The following is a 16,753-nucleotide window of genomic DNA, read 5'->3' on the forward strand; positions in this document are numbered from 1 at the left end:
CCTTTAGGATGCCGGCGCGGCGTCGAGCCGGAACACCGCACATCGGCCGGCGAGGGCCTCGAACTCATCGGCGGTGCCGTGCTCCACCAGCCCGGAGCGCTTATAGAACCCCACGCCCCGCGGCACCTTTTCGGGAAAAGCGCGCAGCACGGGGCGGGCCTGCTCCACGGAGAGCTCGGCAAACGCCACACGCTCAGCTTTGCGGCCGCGCTTGATGGTTCCGGTGCTTGCGGCGCGCGCGTTGCGCACCCAATCGGCCTGCGAATGTCCGACGAGGTAGCGGCTGTCATGACGCGTGAACGGCGTGACAGGCGTGCTGCGCAGCTGTCCAGATTTGCGGCCCGGCACGGTAAGAACCCGGACTGGTCCGGCGACGATGCCGAGTTTCTGCATCTCCATCATCACCTTGTTCATCGCCTTGAGCCAGGCTGGTGGTTTGGGATCAGTCATCTCGTCCCCCGGTCACTCGTCGGCGAATCGGCGTGGCGGCGCTTCCCCAGTGATATCAACCTGCCTGATTCATGTCAAGGGCCCTGATACCCATTAGTCGCGGTCGTGGTGGCACACGGCCTCGAGACGCAGACCGAAGGGGTCGTACCAGAAGGTGGCGTAATAGTGCCCGGAGTACTGCGGGAAATGCTGCGGGGGATGGATGACGGTGCCGCCGATCCGAAGGACATGGTCGTGTACGGCGTGCACCGAGGACCGGCGCCGCACCATGAACGCCAGGTGCTGCAGACCGGTCCGCTCTGCGGAGTACTCGCCCGGTTGGCCCGACGGGTAGAAGAACAGGTACGTGCCGGGCTTGTTGTTCGCGGGTTTGTAGGCGAATTCGTCGACGACATCAAGGAAGGGCTCGAATCCGACCAAGGGCATCAGCGCGTCGTAGTACCGCTTCGCGGCCCGGAGGTCCGGCACGTTGACACCGAGGTGGCCGAGCATCGCGTCAGCTGGCCGGCCCGCGCCCGTCACCGGCCAGCCGGAGCAGCAGACGCGTGCCGCCCAACGGACTGGAGTGCAGGGATGCTGTCCCGCCGTGTAGTTCGGCCTGCTGGGCGACGAGGGCCAGTCCGAGACCCGACCCGGAACGGGAAGCGGTAGACCCGCGCGAGAAGCGTTCGAAGACCGCGGCGCGCTCGGACTCGGGCACCCCGGTGCCGTTGTCGTCGACGGCGATCTCCACACCCTCGCCGGAACTGGTTACGTAGAGCCGGATTTCGGTGGCGCTACCGTGTTTGACGGCGTTGGCGATCGCGTTGTCGATCACCAGCCGCAGCCCCGTGGGCAACCCCACCATCAGCACCGTGGGCGACGGCACCAGCGACACCTGCACGTCGGGGTAGATCCGAAGGGCGTCGTGCGCGGCACGATCCAGAAGCTCCGTGATGTCGAACGGAACAAAGTCGTCGACCGTGGTCAGTTCGCCCTGCGCGAGCCGTTCCAGCGCCGTCAGCGTCGCTTCGATCCGACTCTGGGTGCGGATGACGTCACCGATCACCTCTTGGCGTTGTTCCCGCGGTATTTCCAACGTGGACAACACTTCCAGGTTGGTGCGCATGGCGGTCAGCGGGGTGCGCAGCTCGTGCGACGCGACGGCGGCAAAATCGCGGGCCGACTCCAGCGCCGCCTTCGTGCGCTGTTGCTCGTTGCCGATGCGAGCGAGCATGCCTTCGACGGCTTCGGCGATCTCCACGGCCTCGCGCACGCCCCGAACCTGGACTTCGTCCGGGCTGGATTGGGCGTTGATGGCGCGGGCCTGCTGCGCCAGCAACAGGAACGGATTGACCATGATCAACGAGATCACCCAGCCGACAAGGATCGTGCCGCCGATCACGCTGCCGCAGATGAGCAACACCCGCAGGTGCAGTTCGTTGATCCGGTGCTGCGCTTCGGCCAGCGGGGCGGCGAGCGCGATCGAGGCGGGGCCCGCGCTGAAGGTGCGGACGCGGTACTGCACGCCGTTGATGGTGGTGTTGGCGTATCCATTCGGAAGCTTCGGCAAAACGATATTGCCCGGAACGGACACCGTGACATCCCCGATGCGCGCGGTGCGCACCAAGTTGCCGTCCGGCGTCGGCCGATCGGGATTGGCCAGCTGGCCGCTGTTGATCAGCGTGTTGATGTCTCCCAAACTGCTCACCGAGTCCAGCCGGCGGTCGAGCTGGCTGTATTGATCGTTGGTGACGCCGATCCACACCCACGCGCCCAGAAGGACGACCAGCGTGATCACCGACAGCGCGGCGACGATGAGGATGGTGCGCAGCGAGAGCACCTTCATCGGCAACCGCAGACGATGAGGCGGAGGCCTATCGGTCGCCATCACTCACACCGTCCGCGGCAGCGGCCGAACTTCTCGTGACATCTTGCCTTCCGTCTTGGCCCTGGCTTGACCAACGAGCTCAGGATATAGGCGCGATGTTTGAGGTTAGCGGTTCACACGCGCGGCGCTACGAGCGCCGCCGCAGCGGTCAGCTCCCTTCGGCCGATCCCGTCTTCGGATGGACCAGGGTCAGCTGGGCACCGCCGCGCTCGACGTTAGCGGCCTCACCGTCGGACGGACCGGACCCGTCCGGCTCACTCATGCCATGGATACGCACCGTGCCGCCGGTATGCCGATGGTGGCGCAGCCAGTCGCTAATCGCCTGGTGCGCGGCGTGATCGAGGTAGTTGGCCGCGACGTTGACGGTCACCTTCGCGCCCGCCGGGACGGACGCCAGCACCCGGGTCAGCCGGGGCAGGGCGAGAAAGGTGCATGCGCCTCCGACGTCGATCGTCCATTCGTCACCCACGCGCGCGGCCTCGACCCTGGCCCGTATCACCCGCCAGCCGGTCAGCGCCACCGCGACCGCAAGGCCGATCATGACGCCGTGCAGCAGATTGAGGAAGACCACCGCGAGCGCGGTGACGATATACACGGCGAGATCTCCGGTGCGGCGCGCGGTCTCGATATGGGCCGGCTTGAGTAGCTGAATTCCAATGACGATCAGCAGGCCGGCTAGCGCCGCGCTTGGAATCTGCTCGACCAGTTCCGCGAACGGGAGAGTGAACAGCAGGATCCAGACGCCGTGCATGACCGTCGAGGCACGGGATTTTGCGCCCGCGTTGACATTAGCCGCGCTGCGCACAATGACACCGCTGATCGGCAGGCCACCGATCACGCCCGACACCATGTTCGCGGCGCCCTGTCCGATCAGCTCGCGATCGAAGTCGGTCCGCGTTCCGTTGTGCATTCTGTCGATCGACACTGCGGTCAGCAGGCTCTGAACGCTGGTGACAAGCGCGACCGTCAGTACACCCACCGCGACGGCGCCCCAACCGCCGTCGGGCAGTTCCGGCAGCTGCAGCGCGTCCAAAACGGATCCCTCGAGCTCGATCCGCGGCACGTCGAACGGAAAGACCAGTGAAATAACCGTGACGGTGACGATGGCGACGAGCGCGCCGGGTATGCGGGCGACTTTGGCGGGCGCCCACCGCCATCCGATCAGAATCAAAACCACCAGCACGCCCAGGATCACGCCGGGTCGGTGCGCGCCGAGCACCTGGTCCGGTAGGCCGATAACGTTTTGCCAGGCAGTACTTTTCGATTTGCCGCCCAACAACACATGAACCTGTTGAAGCGCGATGGTGATTCCGATTCCCGCCAGCATCGCGTGCACGACGACCGGTGAAATCGCCAGCGCTGACCGCGCGACGCGGCTCATGCCCATCAAAACCTGCAGGACACCGGCGGCGACCGTGATCAAACATGTCACCCCCCAACCGAAGTGGGACACCAGGTCGGCGACGATGACAGTGAGCCCGGCCGCGGGACCACTCACCTGTAGTGGCGATCCTCCGATCAACCCGGCGACGATCCCACCGACGATCGCGGCGATCAGGCCTGCGAGCACTGGAGCGTTGGATGCGATGGCGATCCCGAGCGACAAGGGCAGAGCCACCAGGAACACAACCAGCGACGCCGGTAGATCGCTGCGAATCACGGAGCGCAGCCGGTCGTTTCGTTCGCGTCGTGAAGCTTGGTCGCGGCCGGCGCCTCGCTCCGGTAATTCTTCGACTTGCTGCATTGCTCGCCTTCTCGTTGGTTGTTGCCTTGTGCGTCGCAATATTCGGCGCCGACGCCTGCGTAACACGTTGGGGCCTAGCGGTTTACCCGACTAGCGGTGTCGTCATTCGGATGCGAAGTCCTGCCCCCTGCCGTGAAAGGTAATTGGGGTGTTGGGAGCCGGGCAACCCGACGGGCCCGGCGCTTATCGAATGCAAATGTTCCCGCGGGCCCATTTCGTCGCCGGCGAATGCCCGCTGGCGCGCGATGTGAACTTCGCAACACAGATATGGCCACAGCATTGGTGAGTGAGTACTCTCTCACCTATGCAACCTTCGGGGCGTGACCGACTGCTGGGCGAAGCGCTGCGGCTTTTCGCCGACAAGGGTTACGCCGCCACGTCGGTGGCCGATATCCAGCGGGCGTCCGGCCTGGCGCCGGGGTCGGGCGCGCTCTATAAGCACTTCGGCTCCAAGCGAGAGCTGCTGGAGGCCGCCGTCGCGCACCGGATCGACAGCATCGTGGCCGCCCGGGAGCAGTACGACGCCGGAGAGCCCGGCAGCGTCGAGCAGGCGGTGCGAACGGCGGGCCAGTTGATCTGGGGCAACCTCAAGGAGAGCGAGGACTTGCTCAAGGTCATGCTGCGCGAACCCGACGAGCTCGGCGATCTCGGCGAGAAGACCTGGCAGGTCATCACCGACAACGCCTACCAGCGGTTCGCCGACGAACTGGCCGCGTTGAATCGATCGGGCCGCAACGAGATACCCGATCCCGCGGCGACCGCGGCCGTGGCGATCGGGTCGTTGTCCTACGCCGCGACGTTGCAGTCGCTGACCGGGCGCCTGCCCGGCAATATCGCCGAGGACCGCTACATCGAGGCGTGGGTGAACCAGACGCTCAGCGTCCTCAAGCAATATCGCAAGCCGGAAAAGCCGGAAAGCTGAAATCCACCAACCTATTTCAGGAGCCAACCCGTGACATTCTCACTGCAATTGAGCGACGACGTGATCGAGGTGCGCGATTGGGTGCACAAATTTGCGGCCGAAGTGATCCGCCCCGCCGCATCGGAATGGGACGAGCGGGAGGAAACCCCGTGGCCCGTAATCCAGGAGGCCGCGAAGGTCGGTCTGTACTCCCCCGATTTCTTCGCCCAGCAGGCGGCCGAGCCGAGCGGGTTGGGATTTCTGACCACGTTCGAGGAGATGTTTTGGGGTGACGCCGGCATCGCGCTGTCCATCCTGGGCACCGGTCTGGCCGCGGCGGCGTTGGCGGGCAACGGAACCCCGGAACAGCTGGGCCGCTGGCTTCCCGAGATGTTCGGTACGCCCGGCGAACCCAAACTCGGCGCGTTCTGCTCCTCGGAGCCCGACGCGGGCTCGGACGTCGGCGCCATCCGCACCCGCGCACGCTACGACGAGGCGGCCGGCGAATGGGTGCTCAACGGCACCAAGACGTGGGCGACCAACGGCGGCATCGCCAATGTTCACATCGTGGTGGCCTCCGTCTATCCCGAGCTCGGCACCCGCGGCCAGGCCACGTTCGTCATCCCGCCGGACACCCACGGCCTGTCGCAGGGGCAGAAATTCAAAAAACACGGGATCCGCGCCTCGCATACCGCCGAAGTAGTGCTGGACAACGTCCGGCTGCCCGAGGACGCGATTCTGGGCGGACGGGAGAAGTTCGAGGAGCGCATCGCCCGAGTCAAGTCCGGCGCCTCGTCGCGCGGGCAGGCCGCGATGAAGACCTTCGAGCGCACCAGGCCCACGGTCGGCGCGATGGCCGTCGGGGTGGCCCGGGCCGCCTATGAATACGCCCTCGAATATGCTTGCCAGCGCGAGCAATTCGGCCGCAAGATCGGCGAATTCCAGGCGATCGCGTTCAAGCTGGCAGACATGAAGAGCCGCATCGACGCGGCGCGGATGCTGGTGTGGCGGGCCGGCTGGATGGCCCGCAACAACCAGAGCTTCGACTCGGCGGAGGGCTCGATGGCCAAGCTGGTGGCCAGCGAGACCGCGGTCTACGTCACCGACGAGGCCATCCAGATTCTGGGCGGCAACGGCTACACCCGCGACTACCCGGTGGAGCGAATGCACCGCGACGCGAAGATCTTCACCATCTTCGAGGGAACGAGCGAGATTCAGCGCCTGGTCATTTCGCGAGCGGTGACCGGCTTGCAGATTCGTTAAGCCGGCCACCTCATCGCCGGGCCCACTCCTCAGCGAGCAGCCGATAGGACCGAACCCGGTCCTGGTGATCGTGAGTGATCGTCGTGATGATCAGCTCGTCTGCCTCGGTCGCATCGCGTAATCGCTCGAGCTGATCGGCGACCTGCACCGCGGAGCCGACGAACTGGGTCTCGACGCGGTCCGCGACTAGTTCACGGTCGGCCGCGGTCCAGGTGTGCCGGCGCGCTTCGTCGGGGGTGGGAAACGGGATCGCGCCCTCGCCGGTGCGAATGCTGCGCACCCAGGGCCCGTAACCCGCGGCGAGGTTGCGTGCGGTGGCCTCGTCGTCGGCGACGACGACGTCGGCCGACACCGAGACGTACGGCCGGTCGAGCTCGGGCGAGGGCCTGAAATCAGCCCGATAGGCATCGGTGGCCTCCAGGACCGCCGCCGGCGCTACGTGGTAGTTGGCGGCGAACCGCAGGCCCCGGTCGCCGGCGACCGCCGCGCTCTCCCCGCCGCTGCTGCCGAGGATCCAGATCTGCAGGTCGGCGCCTTCCCCCGGCACGACATGCGCCTCTTCGCCCTCGGCGGATCGATAGGCACCGGCGATCAGGGCGAGAATGTCGTCCACCTGCTCGGTGTAATTCTGCGGTTCGGCACCCGGCTGCGACAGCAAAGCATTGTGCAACGCGAGGCGCGGCGAGCTCAGTAGCGGCGTCGGATCGAATCTGGCAGGGATGCGCAATCCATTCGATGCGTGCCCATTGACCACCGGCCGCGGCGCCGGGGCGACCCGTGCCGGCACCCGCGGCTTGCCACCGGAACGCCCCAGGCCCAAATCGAATCGGCCCGGATGCGCCGCATCCAGCAAGCCGAATTCCTCCACTGCGGACAAGGCGGTGCGATGCCCCATCTGGACCGCGCCCGAACCGAGCCGGATCGTCGACGTGTGCGCGGCGGTCAGGGCGAGCAGCACCGCGGGAGAGGTGCCCGCGACGCCGGGGTTGAGGTGGTGTTCGGCGAACCAGTAGCGCGCGTAGCCCATGCCTTCGGCGTGCCGCGCGAGGTCGATGCTGTTGCGCAGGGCCTGCGCGGCGGTCGAGCCTGACGAGATCGGAACGAGGTCGAGGACCGTTAGTGGGGTAGTCATGAGCCCTACGAAGCCACCCCCCTGGAGGCGTCCGGGTCGGCCGATCGCCCGGGCACCGGCAGCGGCGGCAAGCCGAGGTGCTCGCGCAGGGTGGTGCCCGCGTAGTCGGCGCGGAACACGCCGCGTTCCTGCAGCAGCGGCACGACCTGATCGACGAAGGGATCGAGCCCCCCGGGCGTGATATGCGGGACCAGGATGAACCCGTCGCTGGCGTCGGCCTGCACGAAGTCGTTGATGGTAGCGGCGACGGTCTGCGGTGACCCGATGAAGGACTGGCGCCCGGTCACCTCGACGATCAATTCGCGACTGGTCAGCTTTTCCGCCTCGGCTTTAGCCCGCCAGTCATTGGCGATCGCGATCGGGTCCCGAAACATGCGGACGCTGGCCCTCCCGCGCGAAACGGTGTTTTCCCCCACGATGGGGTCGATGGCGGGCAACGGGCCGTCCGGATCGTGGTCCGACAGGTCTCGGTTCCAGAGCTGTTCGAGGAATTTGATCGCCGTCTGAGGGGAAACCTGCGCCAGCCGCACCTCGTGGGCGATGTCGGCGGCCTCGGCGTCGGTGTCACCGATGACGAACGTTGCGGCGGGCAGGATGAGCAACTCGTCGCGACGTCGCCCGTATCGGGCGAGGCGTCCCTTGACGTCGGCGTAGAACGCTTGCCCGGCTCCTAGCGTGCTGTGTCGGGAGAAGATCGCGTCGGCGGCCGAAGCGGCGAACTCGCGACCCTCGTCGGAATCGCCGGCCTGGAAGATCACCGGCCGGCCTTGCGGGCTTCTCGGGACGTTGAATCGACCGTGGATGTCGAAATGTGCGTCTCGGTGGGCGAATGCGCCCGCGTGTGGGTCGGACAGAAAGACGCCGGTTTTCTTGTCCGCCACGATTTCGTCGCCGCGCCACGAGTCGAAGAGCTCCAGCGTCGTCTGCAGGAACGTCTTTGCCCGCTCGTAGCGCTGATCCTCGGCCAGGAATCCGCCCCGGCGGAAGTTCTCGCCGGTAAACGCATCCCAGGAGGTGACGACATTCCACGCGGCGCGCCCGCCGGAGAGATGGTCCAGCGAGGCGAACTGCCGGGCCACTTCGTAGGGCTCGTTGAAGGTGGAGTTGATCGTGCCGGTCAGTCCAAGGCGGTCGGTCACCGCCGCGAGCGCGGCCAACACGGTGAAGGTGTCGGGACGGCCCACCACGTCCAGGTCGTAGATCTGTCCGTTCTGTTCGCGCAACCGCAGGCCTTCGGCCAGGAACAGGAAATCGAACTTGCCTCGCTCGGCCGCCTGAGCAAACCGCGCGAACGAGCTGAATTCGATGTGGCTTCCCGCCGCCGGGTCACTCCACACCGTCGTGTTGTTGACGCCGGGAAAGTGGGCCGCCAAGTGAATCTGTTTTGCCGGAGCGCTCATCGGGAGATCCTCAATATCGGGCTTGTTTCAGGCGACCGCGTAGCGGTTGGTGGGACGGCGCAATCCGAGCAGTCCGCGAAGCGTGTCCGCCTCGTAGGCGGCACGGAACAGCCGGCGACGGCGCAATTCGGGCACCAGGCCCTGGGTGATCTGCACGAGGTCGTGGGGCAAAGCGGCCGGCCGTAACCGGAATCCCGACAGCCCTGCGGCATGCCACTCCTGCAGCACGTCGGCCAGCTGTTTCGGGGTCCCGACGAAAACGTGTGCGTCGCTGCGGTATTCGGCTCCGGTCAGTTCATCAAGTCGGCGTCGCCTGGCCTGAGCGGCCTGCGGGGTGCGATCGAGGAACACCACCACGTCACCGAATATGTGCAGCGCGTCGCCGCTCGGGCCCGCGGCGCTTCGCAACGCCCTGATCTCGCCGACGATATCGCTCGCCTGCGCGGCGTCGCGCGGTGTGACGAACCCGACGTCCGCGCTGCCCGCGATCAACTGGTACGACACACGGTTGTGTCCCAGTGCGGCGACGATCGGCTGCCCCTGCGGCGGGCGCGGGGTGATCGACGGTCCCTTGACGGAGAACCACCGGCCTTCGAAGTCGATGTAGTGCAGCTTCTGACGGTCGATGAACCGTCCGGTCGCGACGTCACGGATCTCGGCGTCGTCCTCCCAGCTGTCCCACAGGCGACGCAGCACCTCGACGTAATCCGCGGCCTCGGCGAAATGCTCGCGGATCTGCTCCTGAACGGCGGGATCATCGATCACGTCGAGGGACAGGCGAGGCAGCGTGCGGCGCCCGAAGTGCGCCGCCGCGTCGTTGCGAGCGGAGATCTGGACCCGGACCCCAGCCCGGCCGGTGCTCACGTAGTCGAGCGTGGCGATCGACTTCGACACATGGAATGGTTCGGTGTGAGTGATCGTCGCCGTCGGCACGAACCCAATGCCTTTGCTGCGCGGGGCGATTCGGGCGGCGACGAGGACCGCGTCCAAGCGACCGCTGACGCGGTCGACGCGATTGTCAGGCTCGAAGGGATCGTCCGACTGGACGGTCATCGCGTCCTCGATAGTGACGAAGTCCAGCGATCCGCTCTCGGCTTCGGCGACCAGGTCGGCCCAGTAGGCGGGGTCAAACAGTTCGTGCGGTCGCGCTTCGGCCTCCCGCCATGCGGCCGGATGCCAGCCGGCACCATCCAACGCCACCGCCAGGTGCACGAGGCTCGACGAATCGGGCATCACCAGACCAGCCTTCCTAACGAATACAACCACTGTGCCGCGGTGCGCCCGGAGACGCGGACCGCGACGGCGGTTTTGGCCGGGCCCAGCCACCGAGGGGAATAACTACTCGATGATCAGGTTGGCGTCGCACGGCGGGCGGCGCCGTCACCCCCGTTGAGCAGGAAAACATGCCGGCGTCGGGGTGGCCGGTTTGCCGGCCGGGGGTTCACCTCTCGCGCACCGCTCGCCCGCCGTGACTTCGCTTGTTGCGCTTGTGATCCCATCAGTTTGCTTTCCGCGCCCATCGGCGGTTCGGACGCCCAGCGGCAGCGGCCGGAAGCGCGCTGACGGCCCCAGCGCGGCGCGTGCTTAGGCGGCAAATACGCGCTCTCGCGCTGCATGGCCGGGGCGCTGGCGCTCTTGGAATCACACGGATTACAACCCCGTCACGACGCCCAGCAGGGATCCGCTACTTCGGCAGCAGGGGCAGCACGCCCTCGGCGAACCAGTACGCCTCTTCGAGGTGTGGGTAGCCCGACAGGATGAACTCCTCGAAGCCCAGCGAATGGTATTCCAGGATTAGGTCCGCGACCTCCCGGTGGCTGCCGACCAGCGCCGTGCCGGCGCCGCCGCGGACCAGACCGACTCCGGCCCACAGATTCGGGTAGACCTCGAGCTTGTCCACCTGGCCGCCGTGCAGGGCCGTCATCCGTCGCTGTCCCTCGGATTCCGATTTGGCATGCAGCGATGTGGCTTTGGCGATCTCCTCGTCGGTCAGATCGGCAAGCATCTCGTTCGCGACGGCCCAGGCCGCCGCCGAGGTGTCGCGGCTGATGGTGTGCAATCGAATGCCGAACCGAACCTTGCGGCCAACCGCGGCGGCCTGCTCGCGCATGCGCTCGATCTTGGCGGCGGCGTCGTCCGGGGGCTCGCCCCAGGTGAGGTACACGTCGGCATACTCGGCAGCGATCGGCAGCGCCGCCGCCGACGATCCACCAAAGTAAATCTCCGGCAAGGGATTCGGCGGCGCCGACACCCTGGCGTCGGCGACTCTGTAGTACTTGCCGGTGAAATCTACCGACTCCTGCGTCCACACTGAGGTGACGATCTGTAGGAACTCGGCGGTGCGAGCGTAGCGCTCGTCGTGGCCGAGCCAGTCGCCGAAACGGCGTTGTTCGGCATCGTCGCCGCCGCTGACGACGTTGAGCAGCACCCGTCCACCGGAAAATCGTTGCAGCGTAGCGGTCTGCTGCGCGGCCAGGGTGGGAGGCACCAGCCCGGGGCGGAATGCGACCAGAAACTTGAGCTTCTCGGTCTCGGCCAGCAACGCTGCCGAGGTCAGCCACGCGTCTTCGCACCAAGTCCCGGTCGGTGTCAGCACTCCCTCAAAACCCAGCCGGTCCGCGGCGCGAGCCACTTCCGCCAGATAGCGGCGGCTCGGTGGGCGATATCCGTTCGGAATGGCGCGGTTCGACGATGCGTGTGATCCGCCGACAATCGAACGGCTGTCACCGGTGGTGGGCAAGAACCAGAAGAATCGAGGAGTCATCTGCCGTCGACGCTAGGTTCCTGCCGAGCGGAGGGCAAGCTGGGTTGTGGCCCCACCCAACGGGTGCCCGAGGGAGGTGCGGGCACTGCCCCCGACGGCACGAGACATGATGGCGGCATGAGCACCGACATTCGCGTCCTCGAGGGCGAGGACGACCTCGTCGCTGCGGCCAACGTGTTCCGCGCCGCCATGGTCGGGTTCCCGCCGCTGACGAACCTGGCGCCCGGCCAGATCACCGAGCTGGTGGAACCCGGCCGCACGATCGGCGCTTTCGTGTCGGGGCAACTCGTCGGCACCGCCGACGCGGTGACGAGCGGACTTACGCTTCCCGGCGGCGCGATCGTGGGCCATGCCGCCGTGACCCATATCGGGGTGCTGCCGTCGTTCACCCGAAAAGGCATCGCCACCGACCTGATACATCATCAGCTGCGCGACATCGCCGCGCGGGGCGAAGCGGTCGCGACGCTGCGCGCCTCGGAGGCGACCATCTACGAGCGGTACGGCTATGGCGTGGCGAGTTCGTCGCAGACGGTCGAGGTTCAGACCGCACGGGCCGCGCTGCGCCCAGGGGTGCCAGCCGGCGGTCCGGTGCGGCTGGTGGAGGTGGGCGAATCCTGGGACCTCCTGCCCCGGATCTACGCCGAGAATCGTCCGTCCCGCCCGGGAACCATCGACCGCCCGGCGGTTTGGTGGCGCAGCCTGCGGATGCGCGCCGAATCCTCGCCTGGCGCTTCGTATGTCGCGGTGCACGGCGAACCGGGATCGGAGTCCGGATTCGCTCGCTACCGCCCCGTCGACACCGATGCCTGGTTCGTCAGCGACCAGCGCACCATCGCGGTCGAGGACTTCTTCGCGCCCACGATGCATGCCTACGTCGGGTTGCTGCGTTTCCTGCTCGGGCTCGATCTCATCGATCGCGTCGTGTTCTGGATGCTGCCGGCCGATGCTCCGCTGCCCTGGCTGCTCGTAGATCGGCGAGCCGCGCGGGTTACCGCGGTGCACGACGAGACGTGGCTGCGCGTCGTCGACGCGCGAAAGGCGTTGGCGGCGCGCGGATATGTCGGGGATGGAGAGGTCACCATGGCGGTAGACGACCCCCTGTTGCCGGAGAATTCGGCCAGCTTCACCATCACCGCCGCGGGCGCGAAGCCGACGGACCGACCGGCCCAGTTGCACACCGGGGTCGAAGCACTCGGCGCCGCGCTGCTCGGTGGCGCGACGTGGCGCGCCCTGGCCACCGCCGGACTGGCCCGCGCCGATGACCCGCAAGCGCTCGCCGTCGCCGATCGGCTGTTCGCGGTGCCCGACGCCCCGCACGCAGGGTTTTACTTCTAGCGATGATCGTCATCGTCGGCGCGGGCATCTGTGGACTGGCGGCCGCCTACGAGCTGTCCCGGCGCGGGGAACAGCCGGTCGTGTTCGAGCGCGGTGCGCCGTTCGCGGAACAATCCGCGGGACTGGCGCGCATCTTCCGCATCGCGCATCGGCGCCCCGTGCTATGCAGGCTCGCCATGCGGGCCTGCGACGGCTGGCAGCGCTGGGAGACCGAGTTCGGCGCCGGACGCCTGCTCGGCACGGAGGGCTTCATCGCCGCCGACGCCGGCCCGGACATTGCGGCCGCAATGGACGATGCCGGCGCCGCTTACTTTCGACTTGACCGATCCGAAATCACGGCGCGGATACCGTTTTTGGCCGCGCCGTGGGAAACCGGAGTGTTCGATCCGCAGGGCGGGAGCCTGCGCATCCGCCGCGCGCGCGACGCCCTGGCGCGCCGCGCCGCCATCGAGCGCGGCCAGGTCGTGTCGGTCGACGACGACGGCGCGACGACGCTCGCGGACGGCACCGTCGTGCACGCGGACCGCGTGCTCATCTGCGCGGGTGTCGAGACGCCGGCCCTGTTCGGTCCGCTGGGCATCGAATTCGCCCCGCACACGCGCTTCACCTACGAGGGCGCCGAAGCGGTTGGCGCCGCATGCCTTTCCGCGCCCGAGGGATACGGGTTGCCGCTGGGCAGCACGGGGCGCTGGGCGTTCGGGCAGGAGGTGCCCGACGCCGCGACCGTGCGCGCGCTGTTTCCGTCCCTGTCACCGGTGGGCCGGGTGGACTGCGTCACGGCTCGCGCCGAGTGGCTGGACTCGGGTGGCGATGGCTGGACGGTGGCCCGGCGGGGTCGCGTCGTCGCCTTCGTCGGCAGCAACCTGATGAAGTTCGGGCCGCTGCTCGGCGAATTGCTGGCCCACGCCGTGTTGAACGACGAGCCGCCGAGCGAGCTCCTCCTGGGCTAAGTGCGCCGCCTCACCATTCGGCGCTCGAGCGTGCCCAGCGCGGCGTCACTGAGTTTGCCCAACCCGGCGAGCAGGACGATCGCCAGCAGCATCACATCCGTGCGCCCGGTGTTCTGGCTGTCGATGAGCAGGAAGCCGAGCCCCTTCGACGAAGCGATCAGCTCCGCCGCCACCAGAAACAGCCACGCATTCGCCAGGCCCAATCGCAGACCGTTGACCAGCCCGGGCGCGGCCGCCGGCAGCATGACGGTCGCCAACAACGCGGCACCGTGCCGACCGTAGGCGCGGCCCACCTCCAGAAGCTGCGGGTCGACGTGCGTCAGTGCCGACGCCGTCGTCGTGTAGATGGGAAAGAACGCACCGATGGCGACGAGCAACACCTTCGGCGTCTCGTCGATCCCAAACCACAAGAGCAGCAACGGCACCCAGGCCAACGAGGGCACCGTGCGAAGCGCCGCCACCGTCGGCGCCAGCAGGCTGCGCGCGGCACCCGACAGACCGATCAGGGAACCGAGCGCGAGCGCGGCCGCCGCGCCCGCCAGGTAGCCGAGCACCACCCGTAACAGGCTGGCTTGCAGGTGGGTCCACAGTTCACCGTGGCGGAGCAGCCCGCCGAGGGCGGCCACCACATCGCCGGGGGGCGGCAACTGACTGGCCGAGAAAAGTCCCGCGGCAGTGACCAGTTGCCATGTCGCCAGCAGCAGCAGCGGAACGACGAGTCCCGCCACCGGTGCGGCGCGCAACCTCAGGATGCGTGTTGGGCGTACTTCGGGTCGATGATCGTGTTCAAGGCGCCGCGCCCGGCTTCGTCGGATTTGATGTCCGAGTCCGCCACGGCGATCGGCAAGATGTTGGTCAGGACCGCGCGCTGGGGATCGCCCGGCGCGGGCTGGATGTCCAATGCCGTTCGCTGCAACTCCTCCTGGGCCACGCTCTGTGTCACCTTCGCCTGCGAGGCCAGCAACGCCGCCAACTCCTCGGGATGTGCTTTCGCCCATTTCCGGGCCTCCTCATAGCTATTGACCACGGATTGGACGAGATCCGGATGCGCGGTGATGAAGTCCTCGCGGGCGTTCAACACGCCGTAGGAATTGAAATCCGGGTTGCGGTAAAGCAACCGCGAGCCTTGTTGCTGGACGGTCTGGGCCATGAACGGGTCCAGTCCTGACCAGGCATCCACGTCGCCGCGCTCCAGGGCGGTCTTACCGTCGGCATGCTGCAGGTTGATGATCTCCACGTCGGCAGGCGAAAGCCCGGCCGTCGCAAGCGATTGCAACAGGAAGAAGTACGGATCGGTCCCCTTGGTAACCGCGATCTTCTTGCCCTTCAGGTCGGCCACCGAGTTGATCGGGGAGTTCTTCGGGACAACCAGGGCCGTCCATTCCGGCTTGCTGTACACGTCGATGATCTTGATCGGTGTGCCGTTGGCCCGCGCGACCAATGCGGCCGAACCTGCGGTCGACCCGAAGTCCAGCGCTTGCGAACGGAGCCCCTCGTTGGCCTTGTTGCTGCCGGCCGAAAGAACCCAGGTGACGTTGTAACCCCGGCCCTCGAGCAGGTGCTGGTCCCGCACCACCAGACTCAAAGGGTTGTAATAGGCGTAATCGAGTCGGATGTCCTTCGAAGCCGTCGGACCCGCTTTCGAACCGCAGGCGGACACGGCCGCGGCCACCGCGAAAACCGAAATTGCCGCCAGATAACGGGCTTTCATCGTGCTATTGCCTCCTCATCGCCGGCAGCGCCGTGCCGGCGCACGCCGAGTTCGTCCAACAACCGATCACGCAGCCCGACGATGCGCGGGTCGCCACGGTCGCGCGGTTTGGGAATGGTGATGTCGAACGTCGCGGCAATGGTCGCGACGCCCCCGGCTTCGGCGCGGTCATCGGCGCGCAGGATCAGCACGCGGTCGGCCAGGATCACTGCCTCGTCGACGTCGTGTGTCACCAGAAGCGTGGTGGTGCCCGCCTCCTGCTGCACAGTGTCGAGCAGGTCCTGCATCCGCAGCCGAGTCAATGCGTCGAGAGCCGCCAACGGCTCGTCGAGGAGCAGCACGCTGGGCCGCCGGGCCAGGGCGCGCGCGAGCCCTGCGCGTTGGGCCATACCGCCGGACACCTGCCGCGGATAGTGGTTGCCGAATTCACGCAGCCCGACCACATCGAGCCAATGCTGCACCACGGCTGGCCCTTTCGACCGCGTGGTGCCGCGAGGCAGGCCGAAGGCCACATTGTCCGCCAGGTTTCGCCATGGCAGCAGTCGAGGTTCCTGAAAGACCATGGCGCAGCGCGGATCGATCCCGCGAACCGGAATGCCGTCGATCTCGATCCGCCCGTCCGTCGGACGGTCCAGCCCGGCGATGAGCCGCAACAGCGTCGACTTGCCGCTTCCGGACGATCCGAGCAACGCGACCACCTCGCCCGGCTCGATCTCGAGGTCGACGTCGTCCAGCACGGCGTGCTTGCCGAACGTTCGGTTGACACCGCGCAAGGACACAAGCGCCGGCGCGGGGTTGCTCGACGTCACCCGCGCAGCCTAGGAATCGGCGTCGGCGGTCACCAGGTTTGGATCGGTCGTGATTTGAACCCGGCGGCGGTCAGCCCGGTCAGCCGTGCGGAGCCTCGGAGATCTTCGTGTCCGGCTTGCCCAACGTTTGGCAGTACGTCAACGCGGACAGCCGGGTCGCCGTGATCTCCGCGTTGGTCGGATCGGACCCGTTCTTGTCCTTGAGCATCTTGCTGACCTCATCGCTCTGCTTCTTTTCGTCCTGCCCGGTGAAGTCCTTGCATTTCGTGTCGCCGCCGGTGTTGACGATCTGGGAGGCCGAGCACGCGCCGGACAGCAGCGCGGCCAGCGCGATCGTGGCCGCGGCGGTTTGCTTGATCATTTGCCCTCCTAGGTCCGGTTTGAGCTGTCTGTTCACCAAACCGGCTGATCTCAAACCTCACTC

Annotated in this window: 16 protein-coding genes; 4 read left to right on the forward strand and 12 right to left on the reverse strand. The window is 67.1% G+C overall.

From position 1 onward, the window contains the following. Window positions 1-3: 3 nt before the first annotated feature. From N415_RS02620 to N415_RS02635, 4 genes are all read right to left on the reverse strand, one after another. Window positions 4-450, reverse strand: coding sequence for a nitroreductase/quinone reductase family protein (locus N415_RS02620; protein WP_068176934.1), 447 nt, complete (start codon window positions 448-450; stop codon window positions 4-6). A 93-nt stretch (window positions 451-543) separates the two neighbouring features. Then, window positions 544-942 carry a VOC family protein gene (locus N415_RS02625; protein WP_068177034.1) on the reverse strand — a complete coding sequence of 133 codons (399 nt, stop codon included), beginning with the start codon at window positions 940-942 and terminating at the stop codon, window positions 544-546. Window positions 943-946: 4 nt separating this feature from the next. Further along, complete coding sequence (locus N415_RS02630) at window positions 947-2,278, reverse strand: HAMP domain-containing sensor histidine kinase (RefSeq protein WP_068176936.1); 1,332 nt, start codon at window positions 2,276-2,278, stop codon at window positions 947-949. Window positions 2,279-2,468: 190 nt separating this feature from the next. Then, window positions 2,469-4,064, reverse strand: a complete 1,596-nt coding sequence (locus tag N415_RS02635; protein ID WP_081665033.1) for a SulP family inorganic anion transporter — start codon at window positions 4,062-4,064, stop codon at window positions 2,469-2,471. A 304-nt stretch (window positions 4,065-4,368) separates the two neighbouring features. On the opposite strand from N415_RS02635, the gene N415_RS02640 reads away from it, so the two are divergent. Then, the gene (locus tag N415_RS02640; protein WP_068176938.1) at window positions 4,369-4,986 is read left to right on the forward strand and encodes a TetR/AcrR family transcriptional regulator; all 618 of its coding nucleotides are present in this window, start codon (window positions 4,369-4,371) and stop codon (window positions 4,984-4,986) included. Window positions 4,987-5,016: 30 nt separating this feature from the next. Then, window positions 5,017-6,228 carry an acyl-CoA dehydrogenase family protein gene (locus N415_RS02645; protein ID WP_068111755.1) on the forward strand — a complete coding sequence of 404 codons (1,212 nt, stop codon included), beginning with the start codon at window positions 5,017-5,019 and terminating at the stop codon, window positions 6,226-6,228. A 10-nt stretch (window positions 6,229-6,238) separates the two neighbouring features. Here N415_RS02645 and N415_RS02650 read toward each other — a convergent pair whose 3' ends face one another. The 4 genes from N415_RS02650 to N415_RS02665 all read right to left on the reverse strand — a co-directional run bounded on the left by N415_RS02650 (window position 6,239) and on the right by N415_RS02665 (window position 11,524). Continuing rightward, a complete protein-coding gene (locus N415_RS02650) occupies window positions 6,239-7,360 on the reverse strand; it encodes an LLM class flavin-dependent oxidoreductase (protein ID WP_068176941.1) in 1,122 nt (373 codons plus the stop codon). Between the two features lie 5 nt (window positions 7,361-7,365). Beyond that, window positions 7,366-8,760 (reverse strand): NtaA/DmoA family FMN-dependent monooxygenase, encoded by a 1,395-nt coding sequence (locus N415_RS02655; protein ID WP_068176944.1) that lies wholly within the window; start codon window positions 8,758-8,760, stop codon window positions 7,366-7,368. Between the two features lie 27 nt (window positions 8,761-8,787). Then, window positions 8,788-9,993: an LLM class flavin-dependent oxidoreductase gene (locus N415_RS02660; RefSeq protein WP_193376387.1), complete on the reverse strand. Its 1,206-nt coding sequence runs from the start codon at window positions 9,991-9,993 to the stop codon at window positions 8,788-8,790. A gap of 451 nt (window positions 9,994-10,444) precedes the next feature. After that, on the reverse strand, window positions 10,445-11,524 hold the full coding sequence (locus tag N415_RS02665; RefSeq protein WP_068176947.1) for an LLM class flavin-dependent oxidoreductase: 1,080 nt from the start codon (window positions 11,522-11,524) through the stop codon (window positions 10,445-10,447). A 117-nt stretch (window positions 11,525-11,641) separates the two neighbouring features. On the opposite strand from N415_RS02665, the gene N415_RS02670 reads away from it, so the two are divergent. After that, window positions 11,642-12,859, forward strand: coding sequence for a GNAT family N-acetyltransferase (locus N415_RS02670; RefSeq protein ID WP_068176949.1), 1,218 nt, complete (start codon window positions 11,642-11,644; stop codon window positions 12,857-12,859). Between the two features lie 2 nt (window positions 12,860-12,861). Next, window positions 12,862-13,809, forward strand: a complete 948-nt coding sequence (locus N415_RS02675; protein WP_068176952.1) for an FAD-binding oxidoreductase — start codon at window positions 12,862-12,864, stop codon at window positions 13,807-13,809. Here the strand turns inward: N415_RS02675 and N415_RS02680 are convergent. From N415_RS02680 to N415_RS02695, 4 genes are all read right to left on the reverse strand, one after another. Further along, the gene (locus N415_RS02680; protein ID WP_068177039.1) at window positions 13,806-14,537 is read right to left on the reverse strand and encodes an ABC transporter permease; all 732 of its coding nucleotides are present in this window, start codon (window positions 14,535-14,537) and stop codon (window positions 13,806-13,808) included. The genes N415_RS02675 and N415_RS02680 overlap by 4 nt on opposite strands. A gap of 17 nt (window positions 14,538-14,554) precedes the next feature. Continuing rightward, a complete protein-coding gene (locus N415_RS02685; protein WP_068176954.1) occupies window positions 14,555-15,520 on the reverse strand; it encodes an aliphatic sulfonate ABC transporter substrate-binding protein in 966 nt (321 codons plus the stop codon). Continuing rightward, complete coding sequence (locus tag N415_RS02690; protein WP_193376391.1) at window positions 15,517-16,299, reverse strand: ABC transporter ATP-binding protein; 783 nt, start codon at window positions 16,297-16,299, stop codon at window positions 15,517-15,519. Before N415_RS02690 ends, N415_RS02685 begins: the two co-directional genes overlap by 4 nt. A gap of 109 nt (window positions 16,300-16,408) precedes the next feature. After that, a complete protein-coding gene (locus N415_RS02695) occupies window positions 16,409-16,690 on the reverse strand; it encodes a hypothetical protein (RefSeq protein ID WP_068176958.1) in 282 nt (93 codons plus the stop codon). Window positions 16,691-16,753 lie beyond the last annotated feature (63 nt).

This window comes from Mycobacterium sp. UM_CSW, assembly GCF_000455205.1.
Taxonomy (GTDB): domain Bacteria; phylum Actinomycetota; class Actinomycetes; order Mycobacteriales; family Mycobacteriaceae; genus Mycobacterium.